The following is a 24,144-nucleotide window of genomic DNA, read 5'->3' as shown; positions in this document are numbered from 1 at the left end:
GTGGGACAACAAAAGGCGAGCGCTTTATCAGGCCATGATTTTGCTGTTGACCTGGGCGCGGGAGGTGATGAATTGATCCAGGAAGTCCTGGATGGCTTTGGCGCCTTCGCTGGCGGAACGTACAAACTCCACTTCGCTCTCCACATCCGCCTGGGCTTTGGTGGCTTGCGCGTCCTGTTGCTCTTTCTCCGCCCGGTCCAGTTCTGCGGAGTAGCTCAACGGCGCGGCGATCAGGCCGCCAAAGCCGGTAAAGAACTGGCCGACAACCATGCCCATGCTGCTGTAGTTTTGCGCGTCGGACATCAACTCCTGGTGTTTCACTTCTGCAGATTTTGTCGGCGTATCCGGCCCGTCGGCGTGCTCTTTGGGCTTGTCCGCCGCCTTTTGGGGTTTGTTGGCGTTACCGGCGTCCGGGGCTTTCTCCGCATCCGCATGAGTTGTGGGTTTGTTGGGCGTCTCCGCGTTCACGGCAGGCTTGCTCTGACCGTTTTGAGTCGAGCCGCTGGCTGGCGTTTTGGTGACTGGAGCGGCGTTGGCGGTAGGAGGCGTTTGTCCAGGATTGCCTTTGCTGGCGGTTGTCGCGGTGGGGCCTGTATTGCCCGGAGTGGGAGGTTTAACCACAGGCGTGGGTATCTCCAGTTCCAGCGTTTTTGATGGCGCCGGGGCGTCCAGCTTGGGCTTGGCGATGTCCAGTTTCATGGCTTTGTTGGTCTGACTGATCGCTCGTGCGCCGCCGTACATGCCAAGAGCGCCGCCCACCATGGCCATGGAGCTGTTCACCACCGACGCGGCGAGGTCTTTCTTGGCGGCGCTTTTGATCTCTTCCGCTTTCGCTTCCAGGGCGGTCCACTGGGACAGATAGGCGTCCTGTCTGGACTCGGCGGCCTGACGGCGCATTTCGATAAAAATCTTGTGAATCGCCTCCATGATTTTGAAGGTGTCAGCGCCGTGGTTGGTTCCGTTCAGCTTAAAGCTGAGGGTTCCGGCGTCAAACTCTGATTCGAAGGTGGACGGTTCGTCCAGCAGTCTTGTCGCAGGCGGGAAGGGCGTCTCCGCGCCTGGCTGTCTTGACGCCGTGAGGGCGGGCGTTTGCGCTGAGCGGGTAGCCGATGTGGACGCGCTTTGCGCCGAATACAGGGACGCCAGAGCCAGCTCGTTGGGCTCCAGACCGGTATTGGTGATGTTCATGGTATTTCCTCAATCGTTATAGGTAAGGACAGTTTGTGCGCTGACAGGCTGTCGAGCCTGGGAGACAGGCCTCAGGCCATATCCCTGATCAACGCCTGATTGGTCTGCTGTTCCTGATTGATGTAATTGACCATCTGACTCAGGGTGCTTTCGCTGTTTGAGGTCAGACTCTTGATATGCTCAATCGCCTGCTCGATGCCGGCCTGATTCTGCATGATCACCTTGCGCACCAGGGCTTCCTCGGCTTTGGCGTCATTCGCCTCTTTCGTGTGCACGGCCGCATCGACGCCCGCCGCGCCGCCGCCCACTTGCGCGCCACTGGACACGAACAGGGACATGTTGCGGGCCTGATGCATCAGCGGCCATTCCCTGAGGGACTGCGCCAGCTTACTGAGGCTGTTCATTGTCGCCTGACTGGACGACGAAGCGGTCGAACCCGCTTGGGTGGCCGCGCCAGCGGTCTTGCCTGTGGAAGCGGCAGTGGTGGCCGTTTTGCTGGAGTTGGAGGCGACCGAGGCGGCTTTGCCTGCGGAGGCGCCAGCGGAGGCGTACATGCCCGCTCCCGCCGTGCCGATGATCAATACGGCGGCCACAATCACCGAGGCGACGATGGCGTTAGCCGGTTCTCCCATGACGCTGGCCAGGCCTTTGGCGATGGCGTTGGTCAGTTCCGACACCGCGCTTTTGCCGGTGGCCATGCCGACCATTTGATCCACCGCCAACGCCATCATGACGCCGCCTGCGATGGCTCCAGCGCCGGTAGCGATCATCGCAGCGCCGGCGATCAGGGTGGCGGCCGCGGCGATCCAGCCGAATACTTTGGCGAACATGCCGGACTTCTTGGCCTTTTCCATCTCGTTGATGGATTTCTGCAGGGCTTCCATCACTTCCTTGTGACGCGCCTCGTTTTCCTGGGCGAGAAACTTGGCGTCTTCTTTCCCGCTTTTGACGCCTTCCTCGTCCAGCTTCACCTGCAGACTTTGCATCGCCAGCAACAGATCGACGGTGTTGTTGGGGGGCGTCAGCGCCACCAGGGACGACGCGCCGCTGCTGTTATCGGCGTTAACCGCCGGCAATTGGGTGAAGGAATCAGCCGCGCGTGAGGTCCGCGTGGCGTTATGGGTGTCCTGACTGGCCAGAAACAGCTCCGCCAGATCGGCGTTCAGGACGTCTGTCGACAATGCGCCTATCGTGCTCATAGGGTCTCTCCTTGATGGTTTTGAGTGCTGGATGGATGAGTGGTTTGAGAGCTGGACTGAGAGGGCGTTTTACTGTCGATCGCGCCCAGCAGCTCCTGCGCCTTGTTATACGTCGCCTGATGCTGGGGGCGGCCCTTAGACCAGTGCAGCGCCGCGGTGAGGCCGTTGCGGGCCTGCCGCCGATTGTTGAGCGCCAGATAGCACTTGGCGGCCTGTAGCGGCGGCACCGGATTGTCGTGCTGGAGCAGGGCGGAGTAGGAGTAGGCTTCAATCGCCTCCGCATACTTGCCCAGCGACTCGCGGCAGGCGCCCAGTCCGGTCCAGAAGCGCACGTCCAGGTGACTGTAGAGGCACAGAAAAGCGAAGGTCTTTTCCGCCTGCTCGAACTTGCGTTGTTGGTAAAGGTTGTAGCTGATGGTGTAGATCGCCTCAATCTCCGCCTGGGTGATGCCGCGGGCGATCGCCAGAGCCCCTCCGCCTTGCAGAATCTGCTCCAGCAAGGCGGGGATGTCGGCGTCAGTGAGTGTGTCGGGTTGCGTCACAATGAGTCTCCTGTGATGTCAGATGCGGTTGATCAACCCCAGTTGAATGCGCGCCCGTTTAAGGCCGGGCGGGGGTGGAGCGGAGTCGTCGGATCGCTCGAAGCGGTCGCGCCAGTCCTGCTCCCGGCGTGCGAGTTCCACGCGTTCGGCTTCGGACAATTGGCGCTTGCTGCGCTCGATCAAGGGCGCCAGGGTGTCCCGGTTCACGCCCCATTTCGCCATCAGCGCGTCGGTGTCGGCGAACGAGGCGGTTACCGACGCGTGCAGCCGCTCCATCTCGTAGATAAGTTGGTAAGAGAGATTTTCCGTCGCGGTGGACATGGTTCCTCCTGTTTTCGGTTATTCAGTCTTTCAGGTATGCAGCCTCTCAGGCATGCAATCCTCAATGATCAGGCAAGCCCGATCCGGGACCGGGCCTGACAAAATCGAGATCCCTAGATCTTGCCGAGGATGCCCTGGTTGGTCTGGTGGATATTGCTGTTGGTGTTGGAAGGCAGCGTTAGCGACTCATCCCGCTTCTTCATCAATGAGCTGATGCGGATCATCTCCAACTGACTGCGGCTGTTGAGGCCGTCGATAAAAGCCTTCAGGTTTTCGATGGAGGTTTCCCACTCATCGCTGTTCTGACAGAAATCGTAGCCGTCGCTGTCCAGATACAAGCCGCTGTGAGGCACGCCTTTGTGCTCCTTGTCGTACTTGCTGAGACCCTGCTGGATGTCATTCTTCTCGAAGAAATCGATCATTTCCGGAGACATGGTGCTATGGCCTTCGCCCTCCAGCTTGCCTTTCTCGGTGCGGGCGATGGATAGCATCGCGTTGGCCTGCTTGAGCAGATTGTTCAGCGCGGCCATGCTTTGCAGCTCGTCCGCGAGTTGTTGCTCCAGGTTATTGGCGCGTTCGATCTCCAGAAACATGATCAGTTCCGCCAGACTCATAACCTGTCCGTTGATTTGAAATTTGTCTCCGCCAAGGGAAGCAATGCCGCCGATATTTTCCATGGTGTTTCCTCTTTTGAATTTGTCATTAGCCCCTCCCGGCGATCGGGCGGGGCGCCGTGCTCACAGGGCAAGGGTTTAGATCTTGCCGAGGATGCCCTGGTTGGTCTGATGGATGTTGCTGTTGGTATTGGAAGGCAGCGTCAGGGACTCATCCCGCTTCTTCATCAATGAGCTGATGCGGATCATTTCCAACTGACTGCGACTGTTGAGGCCGTCGATAAAGGCCTTCAGGTTTTCGATAGAGGTTTCCCATTCATCGCTGCTTTGAATGAAGTCATAGCCTTCGTCGTCCAGACGCTGGCCATTGGGGGCTGTGCCTTTGATGCGTTCATCGTTCTTGCTGAGCCCCTGCTGGATGTCGTGCTCTTCGAAGAAGTCGATCATTTCCGGCGGCATTGGGCTGGCGCCTTTGCCTTCCAGCTTGCCTTTTTCCGTGCGGGAGATGGACAGCATGGCATTGGCTTCTTTGAGCAGATTGTTCAGCGCCGCCATGCTTTGCAGCTCATCCGCCAGTTGCAGTTCCAGGTTATTGGCGCGCTCGATCTCCAGAAACATGATGAGTTCCGCCAGGCTCATCACCTGATTGTTGATTTGAAATTTATCTCCCCCCAGGGAGGAAATTCCGCCGATATTTTCCATTGCGTTTCCTCTTTCAAAGTAAGCGGCGAGTCGCTGGGTAATGCGCGGTTCGCCTGACCAGTTAGCTGAATGGCGGGGGGACTGATATAGGACGCACAAGACGTCGCCGTCGCAGTCTGACCCGCCGACAGGGCCAGTATTTTTGAAACCGGGGGCAGGGAGACATATATCGACCGGCTGATTTTGCCGCTGAAATTTTTTTCGCGAGGCCCTGTAACTTTTTCTGAAGCGACGGCGTAAATGAGATAAATGGCCGCTGAGCAGCGGTCTGAAAACGCGCCACGTAACGATGGCCGATAACAAGACGAACAGATAACGACACAGGTAAACGACATGGACACAGGGCAGTTTTTGAAGGGAAAGTTTTCCTTCCCTTTGGCATCACAGATCGTTATTTCACGCCGCCGTTTGACGCGGAAGCTGGATGCGGCCAGACAGGCGCAGATTCATTGTCTGACGGCGCCCGCCGGGTTTGGTAAAACCACCCTGATGCAGGATTGGGCCGCTCCGCAGAAAGGCCGCGTTATCTGGTTCACGGTGGAGCGCAGCGATAATCGCCTCTTGCGCCTGGGCGGCGGACTGTTGGCCGCTTTCGCCAACGCCGGTTATGGTTTTCTGGGCTGCAGGGAAGAGCTGGGCCTGTTGAATGAGCCGGGCGGCGTCGCGCGTTGGAGCAGCCTGTTTATCGCTGAACTGGAGACCGCCGCCCGACGGAATGACGCTTCATTGACGCTGGTGCTGGACAATCTGCATCTACTGGACGCCCCCGAGGCCATCGCTTTGCTTTCCTGTCTGGTGCGCGACCTGCCGGCTCCGCACCGCTTATGCCTGTTATCCAGAAACCCGCTTGCTCCTGCGTTGTTCGCGTCCATATCCTGGAACAGAATTCATCACCTTAACGCCGACGAACTGGCGTTTACGCTGGAGGAAGGCAAACAGTATCTGCGGGCGTTGCAGGCGGAAGGTTGTCTGGGGCGTTATGCCGCTCCCGGTGCTCCCGGCATGCAGACGCAGCTCAGCGAACTGTGGCGACAAACCGATGGCTGGCCGATCTTCTTTTGCGCCATGGCGAACCGTATGGCTAACAGAACCACGCCGTTCGCCGCCAAAGAAGAACTCAACGCGCTACCTGATTTTCATCGCTATATGGAAGAGCAGGTGATGCAGCCGTTGCAACTACTGCAGAAAGATATGGTGACGCGATTACGCGAGCTGGCGCCGATTAGCGAATTCAATCGGGATCTGCTGAGTCAGTGTCTGCTGCCTGGCGAATCGCCCGCCTTGATTCAAGCGATGATTCATCACACCGGCCTGATCGTCAAAGCGGCGCAATCAAACGGCGAGTATCGTCTGCGTCGCCCGTTGCGGGAGCATTTGCGCCAGGATAACGCCTTGTCGAACAGAGCGGCGTCAAACACAGCGGAAACGGCCTCTCTGTTCGACAAAGCGTTTAGATGGCGTTTGGCCAATAAACAGGGCATGGCGGCGGTCACCCTGTGTATTGATAACGGTTATTGGCGGGCCGCCGTGCATATGCTGGAAAAGTTGTATCCCTCCCTTGTCAGCGCTGGATACTGGACGCAGGTAGCCCAGTGGCTGACGGCCATTCCGCCCCATATCGTCGAGCAACGTCCGCTTTTGCAGACGTTGCTGGGGCGAAAAGCCTTGTTTGAGTCGGCCCCTGCGTCAGCGCTTAAGCACTTCAAACAGGCGCAGACGCTACTGGCGTCAGATCAGGAACTGGATCACCCCGACGCTGTGTATGACGCGGCAGCCAGAGCACAGCAATGGCAGGAGACGTCCGCATTGATCGCGTCCACTCAGGCGCTGTACGTCACCCGTCAGGCTCTCCCTGTCGCTGAGCTTGAGCTGACTTGTCTAGTGACGCGTTATCATCAGGGACTGCATGCACTGCATCAGGGGCGTTTGCATGAGGCCAGGCGGCAGCTTACGCAGGTTATGGAAGCGGCGTTGGCGGATGATCCGGGGATGCTGATTCAGGTGATTCCAGTATTGGGTTGGTTGCATTATCTGATCGGTGAAACGGACCTGTGGCGCAGTGGACTGGCCTCGCTACGGGAGCGCTTAGCGCCAGGGTGCGACCTGCCGCATGGGTTCGCCTGGACCAGCGCATCGACCTTGTTCGGCCTGCTGGAAAACGCCTCGGCGGACGAAGTGACGCAAGGATTGCAAGACGCCTCTGTGTTGCACGGCCTATGCGCGCCGGCGGAGCTGCGCTTCAATCTGGCGGCGGCGCAGGCGTTGCGGGCGATCCGTGAGGCCCGCTGGGACGACGCGGGAGAAGCGTTGCAGGAAGCGGAAGTGCTGCATCACTCAATACCCGATCCTGTGCGGCGGACGCTGTTTTCGTTGCCTGCGCTCAAGGCGCAAAGACTGCTGGCGCAAGGCGGCAAAAGCGAGGCGCTGCACCTGTTGCAGGCCTGGGGTGGTCACTATGACCAAGCCTGTTTCGCCACCCAGCACGAGCAATTAATACTGAGCGAGATTCTGTTCGCTCTAAACCGTCCCGAAGAAAGTCTGGACCCAGCGCGTCAGGTGAAAGCCTGGGCGGAGCAACGTCGTTGCGGTTTGTTGTTGACACGCTCGCTGGCGATCGAGGCATTGGCGCTGCAAAAGCTGGGGCGAGAGGAGAAAGCGCAGCAGGTGTTTCACGACGCGTTGCATGTCGGTCGCATGACCAGCAGCGTGCATTCCCTGGTGAGAAAAGACGCGCCGGAAATGAAATGCCTGTTGGCGGCGGCCAAACAGCAAGGGCGTTATCCCGCCTATGTCGGCAAGTTGATCGAGCATTATGGCCAGGATATCGCGCTGGATGACGATGACAGCGCCAATCTCGCCGCGCTGAGCAAACGCGAGAAGCAAGTGCTGGATCTGCTGGTGACTGGCATGTCTAACCCCGAAATCGCCGACGCCCTGTGCCGCTCTCTGGGCACGATCAAGATTCACGTCCACAACATTTACCGGAAGCTGGGCGCCGCCAATCGGGTCGCGGCGATCAATAAATACAACGTCGCCATCGCCTGACGCCTTCCGGGAAAAACAGAACCAAATCTGAACAACCTCCGACGCCTCAAGGCGTCTGGAGCAGGATACTTACGCCTTAAATTCAAGGAGACGCCCATGCACACCTACAATCAGTTCGAAAGCCTGTTATTCCGCTTCTGCCAGCGCCACCAGATCGCCATGATCCGGCCGGACGCCAATCTGCATTATGTGGTGTATATCGATAATCTGGCGGTGCGCTGCTTTTCCCAAAGCGGGCGCATCTATCTGCAAATTGATCTGGAAGAACTGCCGGGAGCAGGCCCGGACCACTCCCAAACCGGCAAACACCTGATGCAACAGTCGCTACTGGACAGCCTGCAAACCTCCAGCGTAGTCGCACTGGACGAACAAAACCGCGTCATCCTGTTCCAAACACTCCCCCTGGACGACTGCCAGCTACACGACTTCGAAACCGCCATGGAAACCCTCGCCAATCAGGCGGAAGCTTATGGGGAGATACTGGGGAGTTGATGAGTTTGGGTGCGATGACGAGAGCTGTGCTATAACGGAATTTAGTAGTAGGAGAGTCTTGGTCTCAGCAACTCACCGTGGACCAATAATTATGAGCTCAGGATTTCCCTGAATGCTCATACCGAAGATTCAGCATCTGAAAGTTTAGCCCTCAAGGTTTGTGAAGCAACAGCAATCCCGATGAAGCTTGCGAAAATATACTCAAGTGGCGGGTCCAATGGCATAAATATCAGTGCCACAGCACAAACTGTCGAGCACAGAAAGGCCAGGGTTAACAGAAGCCGCGACCGAACCTTTAAAAGCAAGAGAGTGGGTAGAAGGAACGTAATGGTTGCTAACACGAGACTCATTAGAACAGCTCTCCAAGTGGATCATAAGCTTGACGCCTAACTACAACAGATGTGCCAGAATGCTGAGGGCCAATCCCGCCCTTAACCTCAGCTTCTAATTGGATCAAGATATCCCCTTCATTATATTCGCGAATGTTATCAAGGACGAAATTCCTCGCAACGACCGCGGCGCCTGCGCCAGTAGCTCCCTTTGCGACGGCTTCCTTTGCTTCAGTTTTCCCAACTTCCTTCACCCCGCGGGTTGGTTGGCCTCCTTTACCTTTACTAAATGGAAGCAAGCGCTGACTTGCGAAACCCACAACTCCACCTGCTCCATTCGCGATTTTATTTCTTTGGCGGTTCAATATACTGACCTCTTCCGCTGTTAAAGGGTGATAGACAATAATGGTCATTGAACAACGAAAGTTTTTTGCCAGCATTCTGTCGTACAGCTTGGCGGCTTTGATCTTGATTACATAGTTCAACACGTCATTATGGGTATATTGCGTTTGAAAAATTTCTGAAGTTTCATTGGTAATATCAAATTGATATCGCTTAGCTATCTTATGGTGTCGGAAAACGTGAACTGGTTTATACGTATCAATTGAGAATAAAGAGGAAAAGTCCATCGGTCACATCCTGGTAACAAAATAGACGAGATAGTTATTAATTAAGACAAGATTATCAATAGTCTTTCTAGACTAGCACAAGAATTGAGAGGGGAGTCTATCTGGCAATACTAACCCAGTAAAGTCGATCAGTTGCTGCCATAACTTGCTGAATTGATGAGAGGAGGGGCCGCCTAATGGTTAAACCATATAAGCGGCAACCTCGATAAATTAATTGGACAAGCCAGCTTTCGACTTTATCTTTACCGAAATTTTATTTCCACTCTTTCATCTGATATTCTGCTTCGGAGAAATTCATCTGTTCCATGAAGGACTTCCTGATGGAGAAAACTATTTTTTATAATCAATATAAGGTGGTTAATAATCCGCCTAAATTATTGGATGAGTGTTGGAGTGAGTGACAATGAATGATAGAGAAAGCGTGCTGATTTCGTTTTCAAATAGTACTTATTCAGAAATTCATATTCTCGAAGGCTTTATTGAAGAGCTGTTTGACAAGCGAGAGGCTCTTCTGACGCATGACTGTTTTGTCTCACATAACATGTTCTGTGTCCATAAGAGTGATGGCGGATACAGCCCTAGAATAGAGATTGTCCAGCTGAATGTAGATAAGCATGTGTTAGTGGGAAAAGTGATTGTAGTTAAAAAGGAGGAGGATGGGATTGTGTATAAGCAGATAGAAGAGCTTGTCGCGCCAATAGAAAAAGGGCTCGATATGTTTGACTATTTAATGGCGGTTTTTAAAAGATACGGCTAATTCTCAGTTGTCGATGGGCGGCTAGACGATCATATCGATCCGAGACTTGGTTCACACAGAGTTTTGAATACCCACTTTTTAGGACATCTATCCCTTCCACTCAACTACCCAATGAGACTCTTCGAAGTACTTTTTCAGCGACGCCATGTTTTCCACCCAACCGTCGTGTCCATCTTCAAATGACTCTTTCGCTGAGGTGATGATCAGGTAACCGCCTGTATTCTCAGTATCATCAAGCACCTTCACGAATAAGCCCGCGTCATCTCCCGCTAATATCTTTCCTACAGTACTTAGCTTGATCGTTTCCATAGAGCTATCAGCCCACAAAAGGTATGTGATTATTGAGTGTAGGTGGGTTAAACCCGGTTTATAGGTTTCAGGATGTGCGTGCGATTTGGTTGGCGCATGGCTACCAGATAAAGACCCCGTGTTGCGTTAGTGTACGCTGGAGAACGCCAGAAGAGTATGTCCTTGTTTAGGGAGCATGGATGGGCCGAAACAAACTCCCTTCGTCCAAAATCAGCCATCTCAACCCCACCTTGCACGCGCGTGCATTAAAAACCTTCAATCTGCCTTCACCTTGTTGTCATCTGGCGGGCGCACACTGCATTTCGTGAGCGCCGCCACGTCTTATCAGCCTGTTACGGGTTCTGCGCCCGCAGCGAGAAAACTCTGCGCACGAGTGCAAGCTGCGGGGCGGTCGCCGGGAAAAACTGACATACATCGTTACAACAAGGGGTCCATCATGTTGAGTAGAAGTGCATTATCGCTGGCGCTGACCGCGTCTTTGACACTGAGCGCCGCCGGGGCGACTGCGGCGGATCTGGTGATCGCCGGACGCGACGGTATCTACGGTCAGGCCCTGGAGGCCACCGTTGCGCGTTATAAGGACACCCACCCCGACATGGATATCGAATTACTGAAGCTGCCTTATGGCAGTCTCTATGAAAAGCTGGTGATCTCCCTGCGCGAGAAGTCCGGCGCTTACGATCTGGTGTTGCTGGACGATACCTGGGCCACAGAGTTCATGGGCAACGGCTGGCTGGCGAATCTGGAAGAGCAGGGCAAGATCACCGGCGATTTCATCGCCGCCACTTTGGACATTTCCCGCTATCCCGTGGCGCAAGGGCCGGCTTATTCACTACCTATCGTCGGCAACGTGGCCATGTTCGCCTACAACCAGGCGCTGTTTGATCAATTCGGCCTGAGCAAACCCGCCAACTGGGATGCGGTGAAAGTCGCCGCCAAAACTATTTCCGCCAAAAACCCGGACACCAGCGGCGTGGTGTTTCGTGGCCAGAAAGGCAACCCTATCGTTACCGGCTTTTTGCCTCTGTTCTGGGCCCATGGCGGCGTCATCGTTGATGACAGCGGACAGCCCCAGGTGAACTCCACCCAGGGCGTGCAGGCGCTGGAATCCTTTCTGGAGCTGAAGCAGTACGCGCCCAAGGGCATCGAAGTCTATAACTCCACGGAAGTCCGCGACGCCATCCAGCAGCGCAAGGCGGCCATCGCCATTGAAGTCTGGCCTTCCTGGGCGCCGTCCATGGACGACCCCAGCCAGTCCAAAGTGGTGCAGGAAATGCAGGTCATGGCGGCGCCGGGTCAGGTGAATGGTTCTTCTCCCATGCTGGGCGTCTGGCAGATGGGCGTGACCGCAGACGCCAAACATGACAAGGCCGCCCGAGACTTTCTCGACTACCTGACCAGCGCGGAAAACCAGAAAACCCTGGCGCTGGAGCTGGGTCTGCCGCCGACACGCCGCAGCGTGTACACCGATAAAGACGTTGTAGCGAAATACCGCTGGTATCCCAATCAATTGGAAGCGTTGGAGCATGGCAAAGCGCGTCCCCGCATCAAACAGTGGAACGAAGTGGAGAGCATCCTGGGAGATTACCTGCAACTGGCGATGATCGGGCAGATGGACGCCCGCACTGCGCTGGATCAGGCCAATCGCAAGATCGACCGGGCGCTGAAGCGGTAACCCATCCAGTTCTGACTTTTCACTATTAATCAGGCAGACAAATAGCTTCCTTCTATTTGTCAGCAACGACATGGCCTGCACATGTCAGAACATAACACCGGGCGGCGCGGGTTCTGACTGCGCCGCCGCTTTCACGGAGAGATGAATGCTGTTTCGTTCCCGCCTGCAGTTACTCCTGCTGATGTCGCCCGCCACGCTTTTGTTGGCGATGTTGACCCTGTATCCCATCAGTCAGATTCTGATCAATGCGTTTTCCTATGTGGATTATGTCGGCGCCGAGCGTCAGTTCGTCGGTCTGGACAACTTCGTGGAGTTGTCGGAAGACTGGTTTTTCGCCGGCGCCATCAAGAACTCCTTGAGTTTCTCGGTGCTGGCGTCGCTGCTGCAGGTCGGCCTCGGACTGGCTCTGGCGGTGCTGTTCGACCGTCAGTTCGCCGGACGGCGTTTTGCGCTGCCGGTGATCATCTATCCGATGATGCTGTCGACCCTGGTGTGTTCCGCCATCTGGCGCGCCTGGTATCACTATGACTTCGGCTTTTTGAACAATGCGCTGCTCAGCCTGGGGCTGGAGCCTGTGCAATGGCTGTTTGACCCGGACATGGCGCTGTTTTCCGTGATGCTGGTGGATATCTGGCAATGGACGCCGATGGCGTTCCTCATCATTCTCGCCGGCCTGCAGTCTATTCCGGCGGATATCAAGGACGCAGCGTTGACCGACGGCGCGCGCGGCTGGCGACGGTTTCGTCATATCACCTTGCCGCTGATCATGCCGCAGGTGCTGCTGGCGTTGCTACTCAGATCCATCGACACCTTCAAGCTGTTCGATAAAGTCTACGCGCTGACCGGCGGCGGGCCGGGGAACAGCACGGAAACCCTGTCGCTGTTTATCTACAAACAAGGCTTCAAGTTTTTCAATCTCGGTCTGGCGTCCGCCGCGGCGCTGCTGATGCTGACCATCGCCTGCGCGTTGAGTGCGGTGTATGCGTGGCGCTATGTGGGAGCTAAGTCATGAGTGCGATCAAGCAAACCTCCGTCCCGGTATTTTCTGATTCCGTTGCGGCGCCTTTCTCCGGCGTCTCGCGACTGTCTGCGCGAACCCTGGGGTTTTACCTTGCTCTGGGCGCAGCGTTGACGTTTTTTGCGCTGCCGATAGTGTGGATGGCCGGCATCGCCTTCACGCCGTCCGGGGAGTACGTTAGCGACAGCCTGAGTCTGCTGCCTGCGCATCCGACCCTGGCGCACTTTGAAGCCTTATGGCGCGACGGGTTTCCCGGACGTCTGGCGAATACGCTGATCGTCGCCGTGGGCGCCACGCTGCTGGCGTTGTCGCTGGGCTTTCTGGCCAGTTACGCCCTGGTGCGTTTTCGTTTTCCCCGCCGTCTGGATCACGCTTTTCTGCTATTGGTGCTGGTGATCAAGATGATGCCGCCGATTGTGGTGGCGATTCCGCTGTTTCAATTGCTGAAAGGCCTGGGATTGCTGGACAGCAAGCTGGGTCTGATTCTGGTGTATCAGGTCTACACGCTGCCGTTTTGCATCTGGATGCTGCTGAGTTTTGTGCGCGACGTGCCCCTGAGTCTGGAAGAAGCGGCCAGTCTGGAAGGCGCCGGATTGCTGCGCCGCCTGTGGCATATCGTGCTGCCTCTGTGCGGTCCGGGACTGGCGGCGACCTTTATTTTCACCCTGATCATGGCCTGGAACGAGTTCCTGTTCGCCTTGCTGTATCTGTCTACGCCCAGTCACTTCACCTTGCCCCTGTATGTGTCCAATTTCATCACCGAAAACGAGACTTTCTGGGGGCAACTGATGGGGATTGGCCTGCTGTCTTCTTTACCCATGCTGTTGATGGCGGGGTATGTTCAACGTTACTTACTGCGTGGCTTCGCCATGCAAATGAAATAGGAATTTCGCTGATGGCTTCCGTCACATTGCAAAACCTGGGCAAGCAATACAAAAACCAGACCGTGCTGCGGGATATCAACTTACAAGTCAGAGACGGCGAGTTTCTGGTATTAGTGGGACCTTCGGGCTGCGGCAAATCCACGCTGCTGCGCATGATCGCAGGGCTGGAGACCGTCTCCGGCGGCGATATCCGGATCGGAGGCCGTCGGGTCAATCAACTGGACCCGGTGGACCGGGGCATCGCCATGGTGTTTCAGTCCTATGCACTGTATCCCCATATGACCGTGTGGGACAACATGGCGTTCGGCCTGAAGATGGCCGGCGTCGCCAAACCGGAGCGGGAGCAGCGCATTCAACAGGCGGTGGAATTGCTGCAATTGCAGGCGTTGACGCAACGTAAACCGGCGGAGCTGTCCGGCGGTCAGCGTCAGCGCGTGGCCATTGGGCGCGCGATCGTGCGCAAGCCGGAGGTGTTTCTGTTCGATGAACCGCTTTCCAACCTGGACGCCAAGTTGCGGGACCAGATGCGGGTGCAACTGTCCGAACTGCACCACCGTCTGGGCTCCACCATGATCTACGTCACCCATGATCAGAAAGAAGCCATGACCATGGCGGACCGCATCGTGGTGATGCGCAATGGCGTTATTGAACAGGTGGGTACGCCGCTGGAGTTGTACCATCAGCCCGCCAACCGTTTTGTCGCAGAGTTTATCGGCTCTCCGGCCATGAATTTTCTGCCCGCGCGCGTGGCGGCGCTGAACGCCCGCAATCTGTCTTTAGAATTGCCCTGGGGGCAGACGATGCAGGCTGACGCGTCCAGGTTTGGTCCAAAAACCGGGATGTCTGGCCTGCAAGCCGACGCGCAACTGGCGCTGGGCGTGCGTGCTCAGGGCCTGGTTATCGACGACAGTAGCGACCTGCGCATGCAGGTGGACGTAGTGGAGGAGTTGGGCAATATCGCCTACGTGCACGGGCGTATTCAAACCCATCGCCTGATCATGGAAACCCCTTGCGCGCCCCGCGCCGGAACCGAAGTGGGCGTCAGATTAAAGCCGGATATGCTGCATTTGTTTGACGAGCAGGGGATAAGTCTGGCCTCGCAGATGGAGTGCGCTCATGCTGCTTGAGATTATCGGAACCGGCGAAGCCTACGACCGATTTCGGGTGAACGCCGCGGTACTGGTGCAGGAACAGGACTTCCGCCTGCTGATCGATTGCGGACCAACGGTGCCCCAGGCGCTGTGGCGGCGTCAGTTGGCGGCGGACGCCATCGACGCGATCTATCTGACCCATATTCATCCGGATCACGCCTCCGGCTTGACCGCGCTGTTGAATCAATGGGCCTCCGCCGGGCGGCGTCGGGACTTGCAGATACTCTGTCAGCCTGAGCAGCAGGCTCATCTGGAATGGATGTCCGCTTACGCAGCCTGGCCGCAGCGACTGCCATTCATTATTCACTGGCGCGACGCCGGCCAAACCGCGGAAATAGGTCCCTGGACGCTGCAAACAGCGCCGACCCAGCACAGCATCAGCAATCTGGCGTTGCGCCTGGAGCAAAAAGGGCCCGTTTTCCATCCTACGGGCTCTCTGTTTTACAGCGGAGACGGTCGTCCGACCGCCGCAAGCGCCAGCTTGATGCGGGGATGCGTGATGGCCATGCAGGAGTGTTTTTCTCCTTTGGAGCAGGGCGAGGGCAGCCATCACGGCGATTTGCCCGGCTGCCTGCGCCAATTGAAAAGCGCCCGTCCTCGCCACTTGTTGCTGTATCACATTGAAGACGGCCAGCATAACGCAGTGGCCGAAGCCATCCGACCTCGCGTCGATGTGTCGGTGGCGGAGGACGGGGAGCGCTGGTGTTGCATCACCGGCGCGCCACTGAACGCGCGATTAGATCAGCAAGGAGAACGCTATGCAGCGGGAGCAGGCTGAAGCCATATTGCGGGAGGCCGGCGATCTGGCGCTGGCCTTTTTCCGCCGCCGCGAGTCTCTGCGGGTGGAGCGAAAAGCCCGTCAGGATCTGGTCTCGGAAGCGGACCGGGAAGTGGAAAGCCTTATTCGGCGGCGTATTCAGGCGGCCTGTCCCCGAGACCGGCTGCTCGGCGAAGAGTTTGGTCTGGCGGCGTCCGGTCACGGCGATGATTCCGACGCCAGTATCTGGGTGATTGATCCCATCGACGGCACCACCAATTTTCTGCGCGGCATCCCGGATTTCGCCATCACCCTGTGCCGGGTGCGCGACGGCGCGCCCGATATCGGATTGATTTACCACCCGGTGCACCAGGAAATGCTCTTCGCCGCCCGCGGTCAGGGCGCCTGGCGCAACGGCGTGCGTCATCAGATCGAGCAGACGCCGGTAACCTTGGATAGCGCCGTACTGGGTCTGGGCTACAACCTCAGGTCAGGCAACGCGCAGAGGGCCATCGCCATGATGCGCAGCTGGACCGAGGCGGGTTGCGTTACGCGGCAGACGGGCTCGGCGGCGGTAGGCATCAGTCAGGCGATATTGGGAAGAACTGACGGCTTCTACGAGCCTCAGCTGAACAGTTGGGACGCCCTGGCGGGACAGTTGATCGCAACCGAGGCGGGCTTACGCAGTTCCACGTTTCTGTGCGGAGAACGTTTGACCCGGGGCGGACCAGTATGGATCGCCCGACCGGAACTGTTTGATCTGGTCAGGGAAGAGGAGACCGCCTGGTGATGCAGGACAAACGCATTACATCCGATGATGTGGCGAGATTGGCGGGAGTGTCACGCTCCGCCGTTTCCCGCACCTTTACCCCTGGCGCCAGCGTGTCGGAAACGACGCGCAATAGCGTCATCGCCGCCGCCAGGAAACTTGGGTACCGTCCCAACGCCCTGGCGCGTTCACTCACCGGACAACAGAGCGGTCTGGTGGCGGTGGTGATGGCGGAATTCGCTAATCCCTATGAATCCCAGGTGTTCTACGCGCTGACTCAGGCGCTGCAAAAGCTGGACAAGGTTTCTATGCTGGTCACGCCGGATGAATCCGGCGACATCAACAACTCACTGCAGTTGGTGGGCGCCTATCAGGTGGACAGCGCGATAATCGCCGCCGGTTCTTTGTCGTTACAGGCCACGCAGATCTGTCTGACTATGGGGATTCCCTCGGTGCTGATGGGGCGCGACGATCCTTTCGGCAAAATCTGCTCGGTGCAGACCGATAACCGTATGGCCGGTCGTCTGGCGGCGGAGCATCTGACGGCCTGCGGCGCCCGTCGTCCCGCTTATATCGGCGGACGCCCGGACGGACAAGCCTCGCAGGAACGCAAAGACGGCTTCTTTGACAGCCTGCGCAGCCAGGGGATTGAGCCGCTGGGCCATTGCGACAACCCGGATTACAGCTATCAAAGCGGTTATCAGAGCGCCCTGACGTTAATGCAGCGCCGCCCCGATATCGACAGCCTCTTTTGCGCCTGTGACGCCTTGGCTTTTGGGGCTATGGACGCCGTACGCCAGCAATTAGGGCGGAAGACGCCGCAAGATATCCAGTTTGTCGGCGCGGATAACGTGCCCATGGCGGAATGGCCGGGGTATCAACTGACCACTATCAGCCAGCCGGTGGACTTATTGGCGCAGGCGGTGATGGAAAACCTGGAGATTATTCTGACCCAGGGCCAGGCCATGGCCCACTCCCGCCGCGTCGCCCCCTGGCTGGTGTCGCGGGCGACCACGCGTAATGCTTGATGGCTTGTTGCGACTTAAAAAGCCCCGCTGAAACCGTTCAGAAGGGCTTTTTCGCAGTCAATCAGGGCTAAAAAGACGTCTGCGGCCAGTCCGATACGGATTCCAGATAGAATTTCTGGTTGTCGCCGCCGCTGCAACGCCAGATTTGCCACTGTTCTGAGGATTCCGCGGTTCCGCCGGGGATATCCATGCAATGGCTGCCGTTGTTGTTCAGGTTCTGGAAGGCGCCGGATTCGGTGATGCGCCATTTCTCGGAACTGCCGCCGTCGCAATCCCACAGGTGCATTTTATCGCCGTTGTCCGCCGAGCCGGTGTTGAAGTCAACGCAGTAGCGGTTGTCGCCTTTGGGGCGTAGCTGGCCTTCTGCGGTGTACACGAACTTCTGGTTATCTCCGGTGCCGCAGGCCCAGGACAGCAGGTCGCTGCCATTGCCGTACTGCGCCTTATCGACATCCATGCAGTATTCCGGTCTCACCTTGGGTTTGATTTTGAAGTACCCCGGCAAGCCCCGGCGCTGGCCAACCAAAGGAATCGAGTTGGCGGTCCAGGTTGGCGTGGAGGAGGGAGCTGCGAGGTCCCAGCTGATCACGGAGACGCCGTGGGCCACCGCCAGCCAGGCGCTTTCGTAGGAGGTATTGGAGAAATCGCCGGCGGCGCCCCACAGATGCATGATCTGTTTATATTGAGCCGCGCGGTTGGCGGTGAGCTGGTAATGATCGCCGGCTTTCACGTTGCCGCAGAAAAAGTAGGCGGAGTGCTCGGCGGACATGGAGTCGATGGCGCCGGAGAATTCGTCTGCGTCGGCGGTGTCGATGTCTGGACACAGAAAGGTGGACTGAGCGCCGAAACGGTTCATCAGCGCCGTCTCCATACGTCCGTTAACGTCGCCGATAAAGCCCCCGGTCAACACCACGATCAGTTTGCCTTTCAGCTCCGAGACCTTCGGCCAGCCCACGTTTTTCAAGGTGTTGCGATAGTTGGACTGGAAATGCGGATTAAGGCGGTTGATCAGGTCCTGATACTGGTAAAAACGCCCGCCGAGGCGGCTGTTCAGGTAATTGCCGATGAACTCGTCGAGCTGCTCCACTTCCGAGGCATACCAGGCGTTCAACGGGTCCCAACTGGCCTTCATGTCGACGAACAGAACCAGCGGCATGGCGTTGGGGTGGCCGTTCATCCAGCTCACTACGTCGTCCAGGCAATGGCCAAGCTGGTCGTCGCTGCCTGCGCTGCAGTTCTGATTCCCGGGGGAGGCGCTGTGGGAGACGTAGGGGCCTTTATCCCAGCTTTCCCAGTCGCCGCGGTCGATGACATCCAGCTCCAGGGTGCGATAACCGCGCTCAAGCCACTCGCTTAAACGACTGCCGTGTTCGAAGCTGTTGTGGGGTTGCACGTAGTACAGCTCGTCGAAGCGATGGTTGTCATTGGCGGTTTTCGCCTGAAAAGGCGGATAAAAGGTTTCGCCGGCGTTGGCGCCTGTGCTGAATCCGAATGACAGCATGGCGGAGCAAACGGCGGCCAGGACAGCGGGCGTTTTCCATTTGAATAACATGCGATATCTCAACTCTGCTCAAATTCCGGCCGAGCGCCGCCCAGGCTTGCAGTGGATAAACTGAAAACCTCGTCAGCGCGGAACGCGGAATGTGGGTGATATCCGGAGTCGGGAAGCGTACGCCTCTCGACTCCGGCGTTTGCAGTGGCCGCCACGGTTTCATCTTGGAAAAAACAAATGACAGCGCAGTGAAGCGGAGTTGAAGGTTATTCGTGCATGGGCGTGCAACGGGATGACGGGCGACGCCGCCTGGATGGCTAGGCGGCGGCGCGGTCTCTTTCCTGACGGCGACGCAGATCGGCATGAGTCAGCGCCGGCGGCGTGTAAGGCGCATGCAGAGGCCCGATGTCGGTTCCCGGCGCGACGATGGCGTCAATCTGATCAAGAATGTCGTTGCTCAAGGTCACTTCCGCTCCAGCGAGCAGATCGTCAAGTTGCGCCATGGTGCGTGGCCCGAGATTCGCCGCGGTGACGCTGGGATGGGCGATGGCGAAGGCCATGGCGAGATGCGTCAGGGATAGCCCCGCCTCCTGGGCCAGAGCGGAAAGGCGCTCAATGGCGTCGAGCTTGCCCGCATCAGCGAAGTAGGCCGGGTTAAATTTCACGCGCTCGCTCTCGGTCTGCGCACCCTTGCGGTAGCGCCCGGTGAGCATGCCCATGGCCAGGGGACTCCAGACCATGACGCCCATGCCGTATTTTTCGCAGGCAGGCAGCACTTCCCGTTCAATGCTGCGATTGAGAATCGAGTAGGAAGGCTGCTCCACGCGAAAACGCGCCAGTCCGCGGCGTTCCGCCACCCATTGCGCCTCGACGATTTCTGCGACGGGAAAGGTGGATGTCCCGATAGCGCGGATCTTGCCGGCGCGCATCAGGTCGGTCAGGGTGGCCAGGGTTTCCTCAATATCGGTGTCCGGGGCGGGGCGGTGAATCATGTAGAGGTCGACATGGTCCGTTTGCAGACGGCGCAGGGAGTCTTCCAGAGCGCGGGTCAGCCAGCGTCGGGAATTGCCTTGTTGATTGGGGTCCTGTCCCATCGGCAGATGCGCTTTGGTGGCCAGCACCACATCGTCGCGTCGTCCTTTAAGCGCCTTGCCGACAATCTCCTCGGATTCTCCCTGGCTGTAAAAGTCCGCTGTATCGACAAAGTTGACCCCGGCGTCCAGAGCCTTGTGGATGATGCGGGTCGCTTCGTCATGATCGGCGTTGCCCACCGCGCCGAACATCATCGCCCCCAGACAATAGGGGCTCACTTTAATGCCGGTTCTTCCTAATGTGCGGTATTTCATGTGCTTTTCTCCTGGTTAGTCAACAAGACGATCGCCTTTCGGCGGTTGTTTACTCCCTCTATGCGGAATAAAATGGAGCAATGTTCCGGATAATACGGAACGATGTTCCGCTTATCAAGATATAAATGGAGCGATGTTCCGTTTTTTAATTAAGTCGACGGCGCTCCGTTATAAATTGAAACGGCAGTGTTCCGGTAAACGTTGAAACGCTGGAAAAGATAGAAACCAAGGCTTCCGCTGAGGAGTGACATTGAGCAAACAGACAAAAACAGAAAGCGCCGGCGGCGGGAAAAGCAAAGCGCGCCCCGTGCGGGCGGACGCCCAACGCAATCTAGACGCCTTGCTGAACGCGGCGCTTGAAGTATTCGCCACCTCGGGCGTGGACGCGCCGGTGCGGGAAATCGCCGCCAAAGCGGGGGTCGGCATGGGCACGGTATATCGACACTTTCCGCAACGTTCGGACCTGATCGTGGCGGTATTTCGTCAACAGGTAGACGCCTGCGCCGCAGCCGCCGACACGCTGGCGGCGCAACATACGCCGGGAGAAGCGCTGGCGTGCTGGATTCAACGCTACGCCGACTTCATCGTCACCAAACGGGGACTGGCCACCGCGCTGCACTCCGGCGACCCGGCCTACAGCACACTGCCAAGCTACTTCGACAAGCAACTGAAACCCCAGTTACAACGCTTGCTCGACGCCGCCATCGCCACCGGCGAAGTACGCAAAGACGTGGACCCGGACGACCTGCTGAGAGCCGTAGGCAGCCTATGCATGTCCGCCCATGACGACCGCATCGACTACGCACGAAGAATGGTCGCGTTACTTGTAGACGGCCTGCGTTACAACCCCGATTCACGGTAGGTCAGTAGGTCGGAAAAGCGCAGCGCCTTCCGACGCTATGTTTTCATGTGAATATATGCGTTTTATATTAGAGGGATATGGTGGCTTTCTAAACCAAATTGTTGGATGGCGCTGCGCTTATCCAACCTACGTTTTATCTCTGTCATGCGCTGACCTGCGGGTACGAAAATGGATAAATCCGACGCTTGCAACAACATGCTGTACATCGGCTGGGATGTTGGCGGTTGGAATTGCGATAACAACAGCAAAAGCCGTGACGCCTTGGTGGTGCTGGACGATCAGCGCAACCTGCTGGGCAAACCCTGGCGGGGTAATTTGCGGACGGTGATCAATCAGGCGGCCACCACGGCGGAGTGGATTCAGACGCTGCTTGATGGCTGCAAGGTGACATGGCCGTCTCGGAAGCTTCCTGCTGTGATCCTGGCTATTGATACGCCTTTGGGCTTCTCCCAGGCGTTGCAGCAACTGATCACGGGAGGGGCTCCTGTTGACCGACTGGATGAGTCCGCGGCTAATCCTTATCTGTTCCGCCAGACTGAGCGCTTTCTGTTTCGACATGGCTTGACGCCACTCTCTGCGGTCAAAGATATGATCGGCAGTCAGGCCACGAAAGGTATGCACACACTCGCCAAGTTCGCGCCGGGGCGAAAATCCGTCGGCGTTTGGGAAGGGGGCGGCCTGCTCCAGGCTATCGAAGCCTATCCCTCGTCCTGCAGAAACTCCGATCGTATGGCGACGCTGCTGGAGCCATTTTTCTCTGAACGGACCAGTAACACGCACCCCGTATGTCCTCACTGGCGAGACGCCGACTTTGTCGCGAGTATCGACCACGAGGACAAACGGGACGCACTAATCTGCGCCCTGATCGCCTGGCTGTTCGTGAACCAGCCAGAACAACTACAACCGCCGGAACCGGATACCCCGGTATCGGAAGGCTGGATTTTCGTCCCCAAAGACGGCTTGGACGCAGAGAAAAAAGGCGACAAAACCAAGTAGGCCGGAAAAGCGAAGCGCCTTCCGACGCCATGTTTCTATGCTAATAAATGCATTTAATTCAATGGATTGAAGTGGTTTGTTAAACCTGTTTGTTGGATCGTGCTGCGCTTATCCAACCTACTTTGAGGTGTGAAAAATGTCGGGAAGTGCGGGCGGGTCGCCCGCGCTTCCGGGTAGGGTTAGTTCTGCAGTTGTTTTTCTGCGTCGGTTTTCCAGGGGGAGGCCAAGCCTAGCCTGAGGGAGGATTTGAACAGGCTTTGCGCTTCCGCCGCTTGGCCGCTCTTCTGTTTCACTTTGGCGTAATGGTAGTTGATCGTCGGGTTGTTGGCGGCCAGTTGGTAGGCTTTGCCGATGTTGGTTTCCGCTTCGGTGACTTTGCCCAGACGGAATTGTATCCAGCCCAGCGTGTCCAGAACGGTGGGGTTGATGGGGGCAAGTTTTGCGGCTTGCAGCGCCAGTTTCTCTCCTTCGCCGAGTTTGTCCGTTTCGCCCAGCAGGTACGCCAGATTATTCAGCGCGCCCAGGTGGGAGTCGTTCAAACGCAGGACGCGACGATAGGCGTCTATCGCCTGATCGGTTTTCTTGCCTTCCTCATACAGAGAGCCCAACAGGAACAATCCTTCGTGAGATTCTGGGTTATTCTTGACTAGGATTTCCATTTCCTGCTGCGCCTTGTCCAGCGTTCCCAGTTGTTTCAACGCCACGGCTTTGGCTATGCGCAAGGAGCTGGAGTCCGGCGCCAGTTGCAACCCTTTGTCGAACAGGTCCGCGGCAGCGGCGTAATCTCGGGTGAAGGCGTGAAACGAGCCTGCGTACAGATAACTCTGCGGGTTGTCCGGGTAAGTCTTTAACAGGTCGCTGTATACCGCTTTGGCCTTAGTCGGGTCGTTCTGCACCTGATAGAGGCTGCCCAGGCGCTGATAGTAGGGGAAAGGCGCCTTGGACTGTTTGATCAGATCTTTATAGACCTTCTCCGCCAGCTCCTGTTTGCCGGATTGCGCGAAATAATCGCCCGCCTGCACCGCCAGATTTTCCGGCAGTTCTTTGTCTTTCAACGCCTTTTGATAGTCGCTGACGGCTTTATCATGATCGTCTTTTTTCGCGTAGGTCAATGCGCGCTGGAAATACGCCAGTCCCCAGTCCGACTTTAATTTCAGCAACTGGTTAAAGCTGTCGAGAGATTTATCCAACTGACCGGCGTCGCGCTGGGCGATGCCCAGGGCCAACAGGGGCGCAGGTTGTTTGGGAGAGAGTTTCAGCGCTTTCTGGAACAGGGGGATGGCCGCTTCCGGGCTTTGATTGGCCACATAGGCGTTAGCGAGCAGCACCAGGCCCACGGCATTGTCGCTGGTGGCGTCAATGATCGGGGAGAGCAGCTTGATGGCTTTGCCTGACTCGCCATTTCTGACGTATTGCTCCGCCAGATTGAGTTTTACTCCTACGTAGTCCTCCGGGGTGTTGGCCAGGCCTTTCTCCAGATGCTCTATGGACTTGGCGACCTCGCCTTGTTCCTGATAGATCAAACCCAGCCGTTGATGCGCGCGGGAATCGTTGTCGTTGTAGCCGACGGCGGTTTTATATGCGTTAAACGCCTTCTTGGGTTCTTTCAAAGCGGTGTGAACATCGCCTTGCTTGGTCCAGGCGGAGCTTTGCGTGGGCGCTAATTGTGTGGCCTTTTGCAATAGCTTGAGGCCGTCCTTGAGTTTTCCCTGTAACGCCAGCACCGTTCCTTTCAATTCCAGCGCCAGTGAGTTATTCGGCTCTTTGGCGAGAATGTCATCCAGCAGCTTCTGGCTCTGCATAAACTTTTGTTGTCGGATCAGATCCAGCGCGGTGGTGAGATCCTGATTGGCGGGTTGTAGCTCGCCGCCGGCGGGAGGCGCGTCAAGAAAGAAAAGGCTGGTGTCGGACTGAGCGGAGCTGGGTTGCGTAATGGCGGCGTGGCTGCCGCCAACGGCGAAAAAAATCGCCAGCGCTAAAGAGAGGCGTTTGTTCATCGATAGGGACCTTATAATTCTCAGACAAATTAGCATCATGCT

General features: G+C 57.1%; 23 protein-coding genes. 12 read left to right on the top strand and 11 right to left on the bottom strand.

Annotated elements, in window-relative coordinates; translation table 11 throughout:
- Window positions 1-27 precede the first annotated feature (27 nt).
- The 6 genes from sctB to ONV78_RS30260 all read right to left on the bottom strand — a co-directional run bounded on the left by sctB (window position 28) and on the right by ONV78_RS30260 (window position 4,566).
- The gene (sctB, locus tag ONV78_RS30285; protein WP_279508313.1) at window positions 28-1,188 is read right to left on the bottom strand and encodes a type III secretion system translocon subunit SctB; all 1,161 of its coding nucleotides are present in this window, start codon (window positions 1,186-1,188) and stop codon (window positions 28-30) included.
- Between the two features lie 71 nt (window positions 1,189-1,259).
- On the bottom strand, window positions 1,260-2,387 hold the full coding sequence (gene sctE, locus ONV78_RS30280) for a type III secretion system translocon subunit SctE (protein WP_279508312.1): 1,128 nt from the start codon (window positions 2,385-2,387) through the stop codon (window positions 1,260-1,262).
- Window positions 2,384-2,929, bottom strand: a complete 546-nt coding sequence (locus ONV78_RS30275; protein WP_279508311.1) for a SycD/LcrH family type III secretion system chaperone — start codon at window positions 2,927-2,929, stop codon at window positions 2,384-2,386. Before ONV78_RS30275 ends, sctE begins: the two co-directional genes overlap by 4 nt.
- An 18-nt stretch (window positions 2,930-2,947) precedes the next feature.
- Window positions 2,948-3,250, bottom strand: coding sequence for a hypothetical protein (locus ONV78_RS30270; protein ID WP_279508310.1), 303 nt, complete (start codon window positions 3,248-3,250; stop codon window positions 2,948-2,950).
- 113 nt (window positions 3,251-3,363) lie between these two features.
- On the bottom strand, window positions 3,364-3,927 hold the full coding sequence (locus ONV78_RS30265) for a hypothetical protein (RefSeq protein ID WP_279508309.1): 564 nt from the start codon (window positions 3,925-3,927) through the stop codon (window positions 3,364-3,366).
- A gap of 75 nt (window positions 3,928-4,002) precedes the next feature.
- Window positions 4,003-4,566, bottom strand: a complete 564-nt coding sequence (locus tag ONV78_RS30260) for a hypothetical protein (protein WP_279508306.1) — start codon at window positions 4,564-4,566, stop codon at window positions 4,003-4,005.
- A gap of 375 nt (window positions 4,567-4,941) precedes the next feature.
- Here ONV78_RS30260 and ONV78_RS30255 point away from each other — a divergent pair, with 375 nt between their 5' ends.
- Both ONV78_RS30255 and ONV78_RS30250 read left to right on the top strand, forming a co-directional pair.
- Window positions 4,942-7,611 (top strand): LuxR C-terminal-related transcriptional regulator, encoded by a 2,670-nt coding sequence (locus tag ONV78_RS30255; RefSeq protein ID WP_279508305.1) that lies wholly within the window; start codon window positions 4,942-4,944, stop codon window positions 7,609-7,611.
- 96 nt (window positions 7,612-7,707) lie between these two features.
- The gene (locus tag ONV78_RS30250) at window positions 7,708-8,103 is read left to right on the top strand and encodes a CesT family type III secretion system chaperone (RefSeq protein ID WP_279508304.1); all 396 of its coding nucleotides are present in this window, start codon (window positions 7,708-7,710) and stop codon (window positions 8,101-8,103) included.
- A gap of 349 nt (window positions 8,104-8,452) precedes the next feature.
- On the opposite strand, the gene ONV78_RS30245 is transcribed toward ONV78_RS30250, so the two are convergent.
- On the bottom strand, window positions 8,453-9,061 hold the full coding sequence (locus ONV78_RS30245) for a hypothetical protein (protein WP_279508303.1): 609 nt from the start codon (window positions 9,059-9,061) through the stop codon (window positions 8,453-8,455).
- Between the two features lie 403 nt (window positions 9,062-9,464).
- Between ONV78_RS30245 and ONV78_RS30240 the strand changes: the two genes are divergently transcribed.
- The gene (locus tag ONV78_RS30240) at window positions 9,465-9,818 is read left to right on the top strand and encodes a hypothetical protein (RefSeq protein WP_279508302.1); all 354 of its coding nucleotides are present in this window, start codon (window positions 9,465-9,467) and stop codon (window positions 9,816-9,818) included.
- Window positions 9,819-9,905: 87 nt separating this feature from the next.
- On the opposite strand, the gene ONV78_RS30235 is transcribed toward ONV78_RS30240, so the two are convergent.
- Window positions 9,906-10,064 (bottom strand): hypothetical protein, encoded by a 159-nt coding sequence (locus tag ONV78_RS30235; RefSeq protein ID WP_279508301.1) that lies wholly within the window; start codon window positions 10,062-10,064, stop codon window positions 9,906-9,908.
- A 499-nt stretch (window positions 10,065-10,563) separates the two neighbouring features.
- Here ONV78_RS30235 and ONV78_RS30230 point away from each other — a divergent pair, with 499 nt between their 5' ends.
- The 7 genes from ONV78_RS30230 to ONV78_RS30200 all read left to right on the top strand — a co-directional run bounded on the left by ONV78_RS30230 (window position 10,564) and on the right by ONV78_RS30200 (window position 17,409).
- A complete protein-coding gene (locus tag ONV78_RS30230) occupies window positions 10,564-11,802 on the top strand; it encodes an ABC transporter substrate-binding protein (RefSeq protein ID WP_279508300.1) in 1,239 nt (412 codons plus the stop codon).
- A 145-nt stretch (window positions 11,803-11,947) separates the two neighbouring features.
- Window positions 11,948-12,814: a sugar ABC transporter permease gene (locus ONV78_RS30225; RefSeq protein WP_216739884.1), complete on the top strand. Its 867-nt coding sequence runs from the start codon at window positions 11,948-11,950 to the stop codon at window positions 12,812-12,814.
- On the top strand, window positions 12,811-13,704 hold the full coding sequence (locus tag ONV78_RS30220) for a carbohydrate ABC transporter permease (RefSeq protein WP_279508298.1): 894 nt from the start codon (window positions 12,811-12,813) through the stop codon (window positions 13,702-13,704). The genes ONV78_RS30225 and ONV78_RS30220 overlap by 4 nt, the downstream gene beginning before the upstream one ends.
- An 11-nt stretch (window positions 13,705-13,715) precedes the next feature.
- Window positions 13,716-14,831 (top strand): sn-glycerol-3-phosphate ABC transporter ATP-binding protein UgpC, encoded by a 1,116-nt coding sequence (ugpC, locus tag ONV78_RS30215; RefSeq protein ID WP_279508297.1) that lies wholly within the window; start codon window positions 13,716-13,718, stop codon window positions 14,829-14,831.
- Complete coding sequence (locus ONV78_RS30210; RefSeq protein WP_279508295.1) at window positions 14,821-15,633, top strand: ribonuclease Z; 813 nt, start codon at window positions 14,821-14,823, stop codon at window positions 15,631-15,633. Before ugpC ends, ONV78_RS30210 begins: the two co-directional genes overlap by 11 nt.
- Window positions 15,614-16,402 carry an inositol monophosphatase gene (locus ONV78_RS30205; RefSeq protein WP_279508293.1) on the top strand — a complete coding sequence of 263 codons (789 nt, stop codon included), beginning with the start codon at window positions 15,614-15,616 and terminating at the stop codon, window positions 16,400-16,402. The genes ONV78_RS30210 and ONV78_RS30205 overlap by 20 nt, the downstream gene beginning before the upstream one ends.
- Window positions 16,402-17,409 carry a LacI family DNA-binding transcriptional regulator gene (locus tag ONV78_RS30200; RefSeq protein ID WP_279508327.1) on the top strand — a complete coding sequence of 336 codons (1,008 nt, stop codon included), beginning with the start codon at window positions 16,402-16,404 and terminating at the stop codon, window positions 17,407-17,409. Before ONV78_RS30205 ends, ONV78_RS30200 begins: the two co-directional genes overlap by 1 nt.
- 67 nt (window positions 17,410-17,476) lie before the next feature.
- Here ONV78_RS30200 and ONV78_RS30195 read toward each other — a convergent pair whose 3' ends face one another.
- Both ONV78_RS30195 and ONV78_RS30190 read right to left on the bottom strand, forming a co-directional pair.
- A complete protein-coding gene (locus tag ONV78_RS30195) occupies window positions 17,477-18,961 on the bottom strand; it encodes a ricin-type beta-trefoil lectin domain protein (protein WP_279508291.1) in 1,485 nt (494 codons plus the stop codon).
- A gap of 257 nt (window positions 18,962-19,218) precedes the next feature.
- On the bottom strand, window positions 19,219-20,247 hold the full coding sequence (locus ONV78_RS30190) for an aldo/keto reductase (RefSeq protein WP_279508289.1): 1,029 nt from the start codon (window positions 20,245-20,247) through the stop codon (window positions 19,219-19,221).
- Window positions 20,248-20,497: 250 nt separating this feature from the next.
- Between ONV78_RS30190 and ONV78_RS30185 the strand changes: the two genes are divergently transcribed.
- Together ONV78_RS30185 and ONV78_RS30180 are read left to right on the top strand one after the other, a co-directional pair.
- Window positions 20,498-21,109 carry a TetR/AcrR family transcriptional regulator gene (locus ONV78_RS30185; protein ID WP_279508287.1) on the top strand — a complete coding sequence of 204 codons (612 nt, stop codon included), beginning with the start codon at window positions 20,498-20,500 and terminating at the stop codon, window positions 21,107-21,109.
- 168 nt (window positions 21,110-21,277) lie between these two features.
- Window positions 21,278-22,105 (top strand): DUF429 domain-containing protein, encoded by an 828-nt coding sequence (locus ONV78_RS30180; protein ID WP_279508286.1) that lies wholly within the window; start codon window positions 21,278-21,280, stop codon window positions 22,103-22,105.
- 179 nt (window positions 22,106-22,284) lie between these two features.
- Here ONV78_RS30180 and ONV78_RS30175 read toward each other — a convergent pair whose 3' ends face one another.
- Window positions 22,285-24,102, bottom strand: a complete 1,818-nt coding sequence (locus ONV78_RS30175) for a tetratricopeptide repeat protein (protein WP_279508284.1) — start codon at window positions 24,100-24,102, stop codon at window positions 22,285-22,287.
- Between the last annotated feature and the right edge of the window lie 42 nt (window positions 24,103-24,144).

It is taken from the genome of Hahella sp. CR1 (assembly GCF_029813005.1).
Taxonomy (GTDB): Bacteria; Pseudomonadota; Gammaproteobacteria; order Pseudomonadales; family Oleiphilaceae; genus Hahella.
This window is presented reverse-complemented; position numbering and strand designations above follow the sequence as displayed.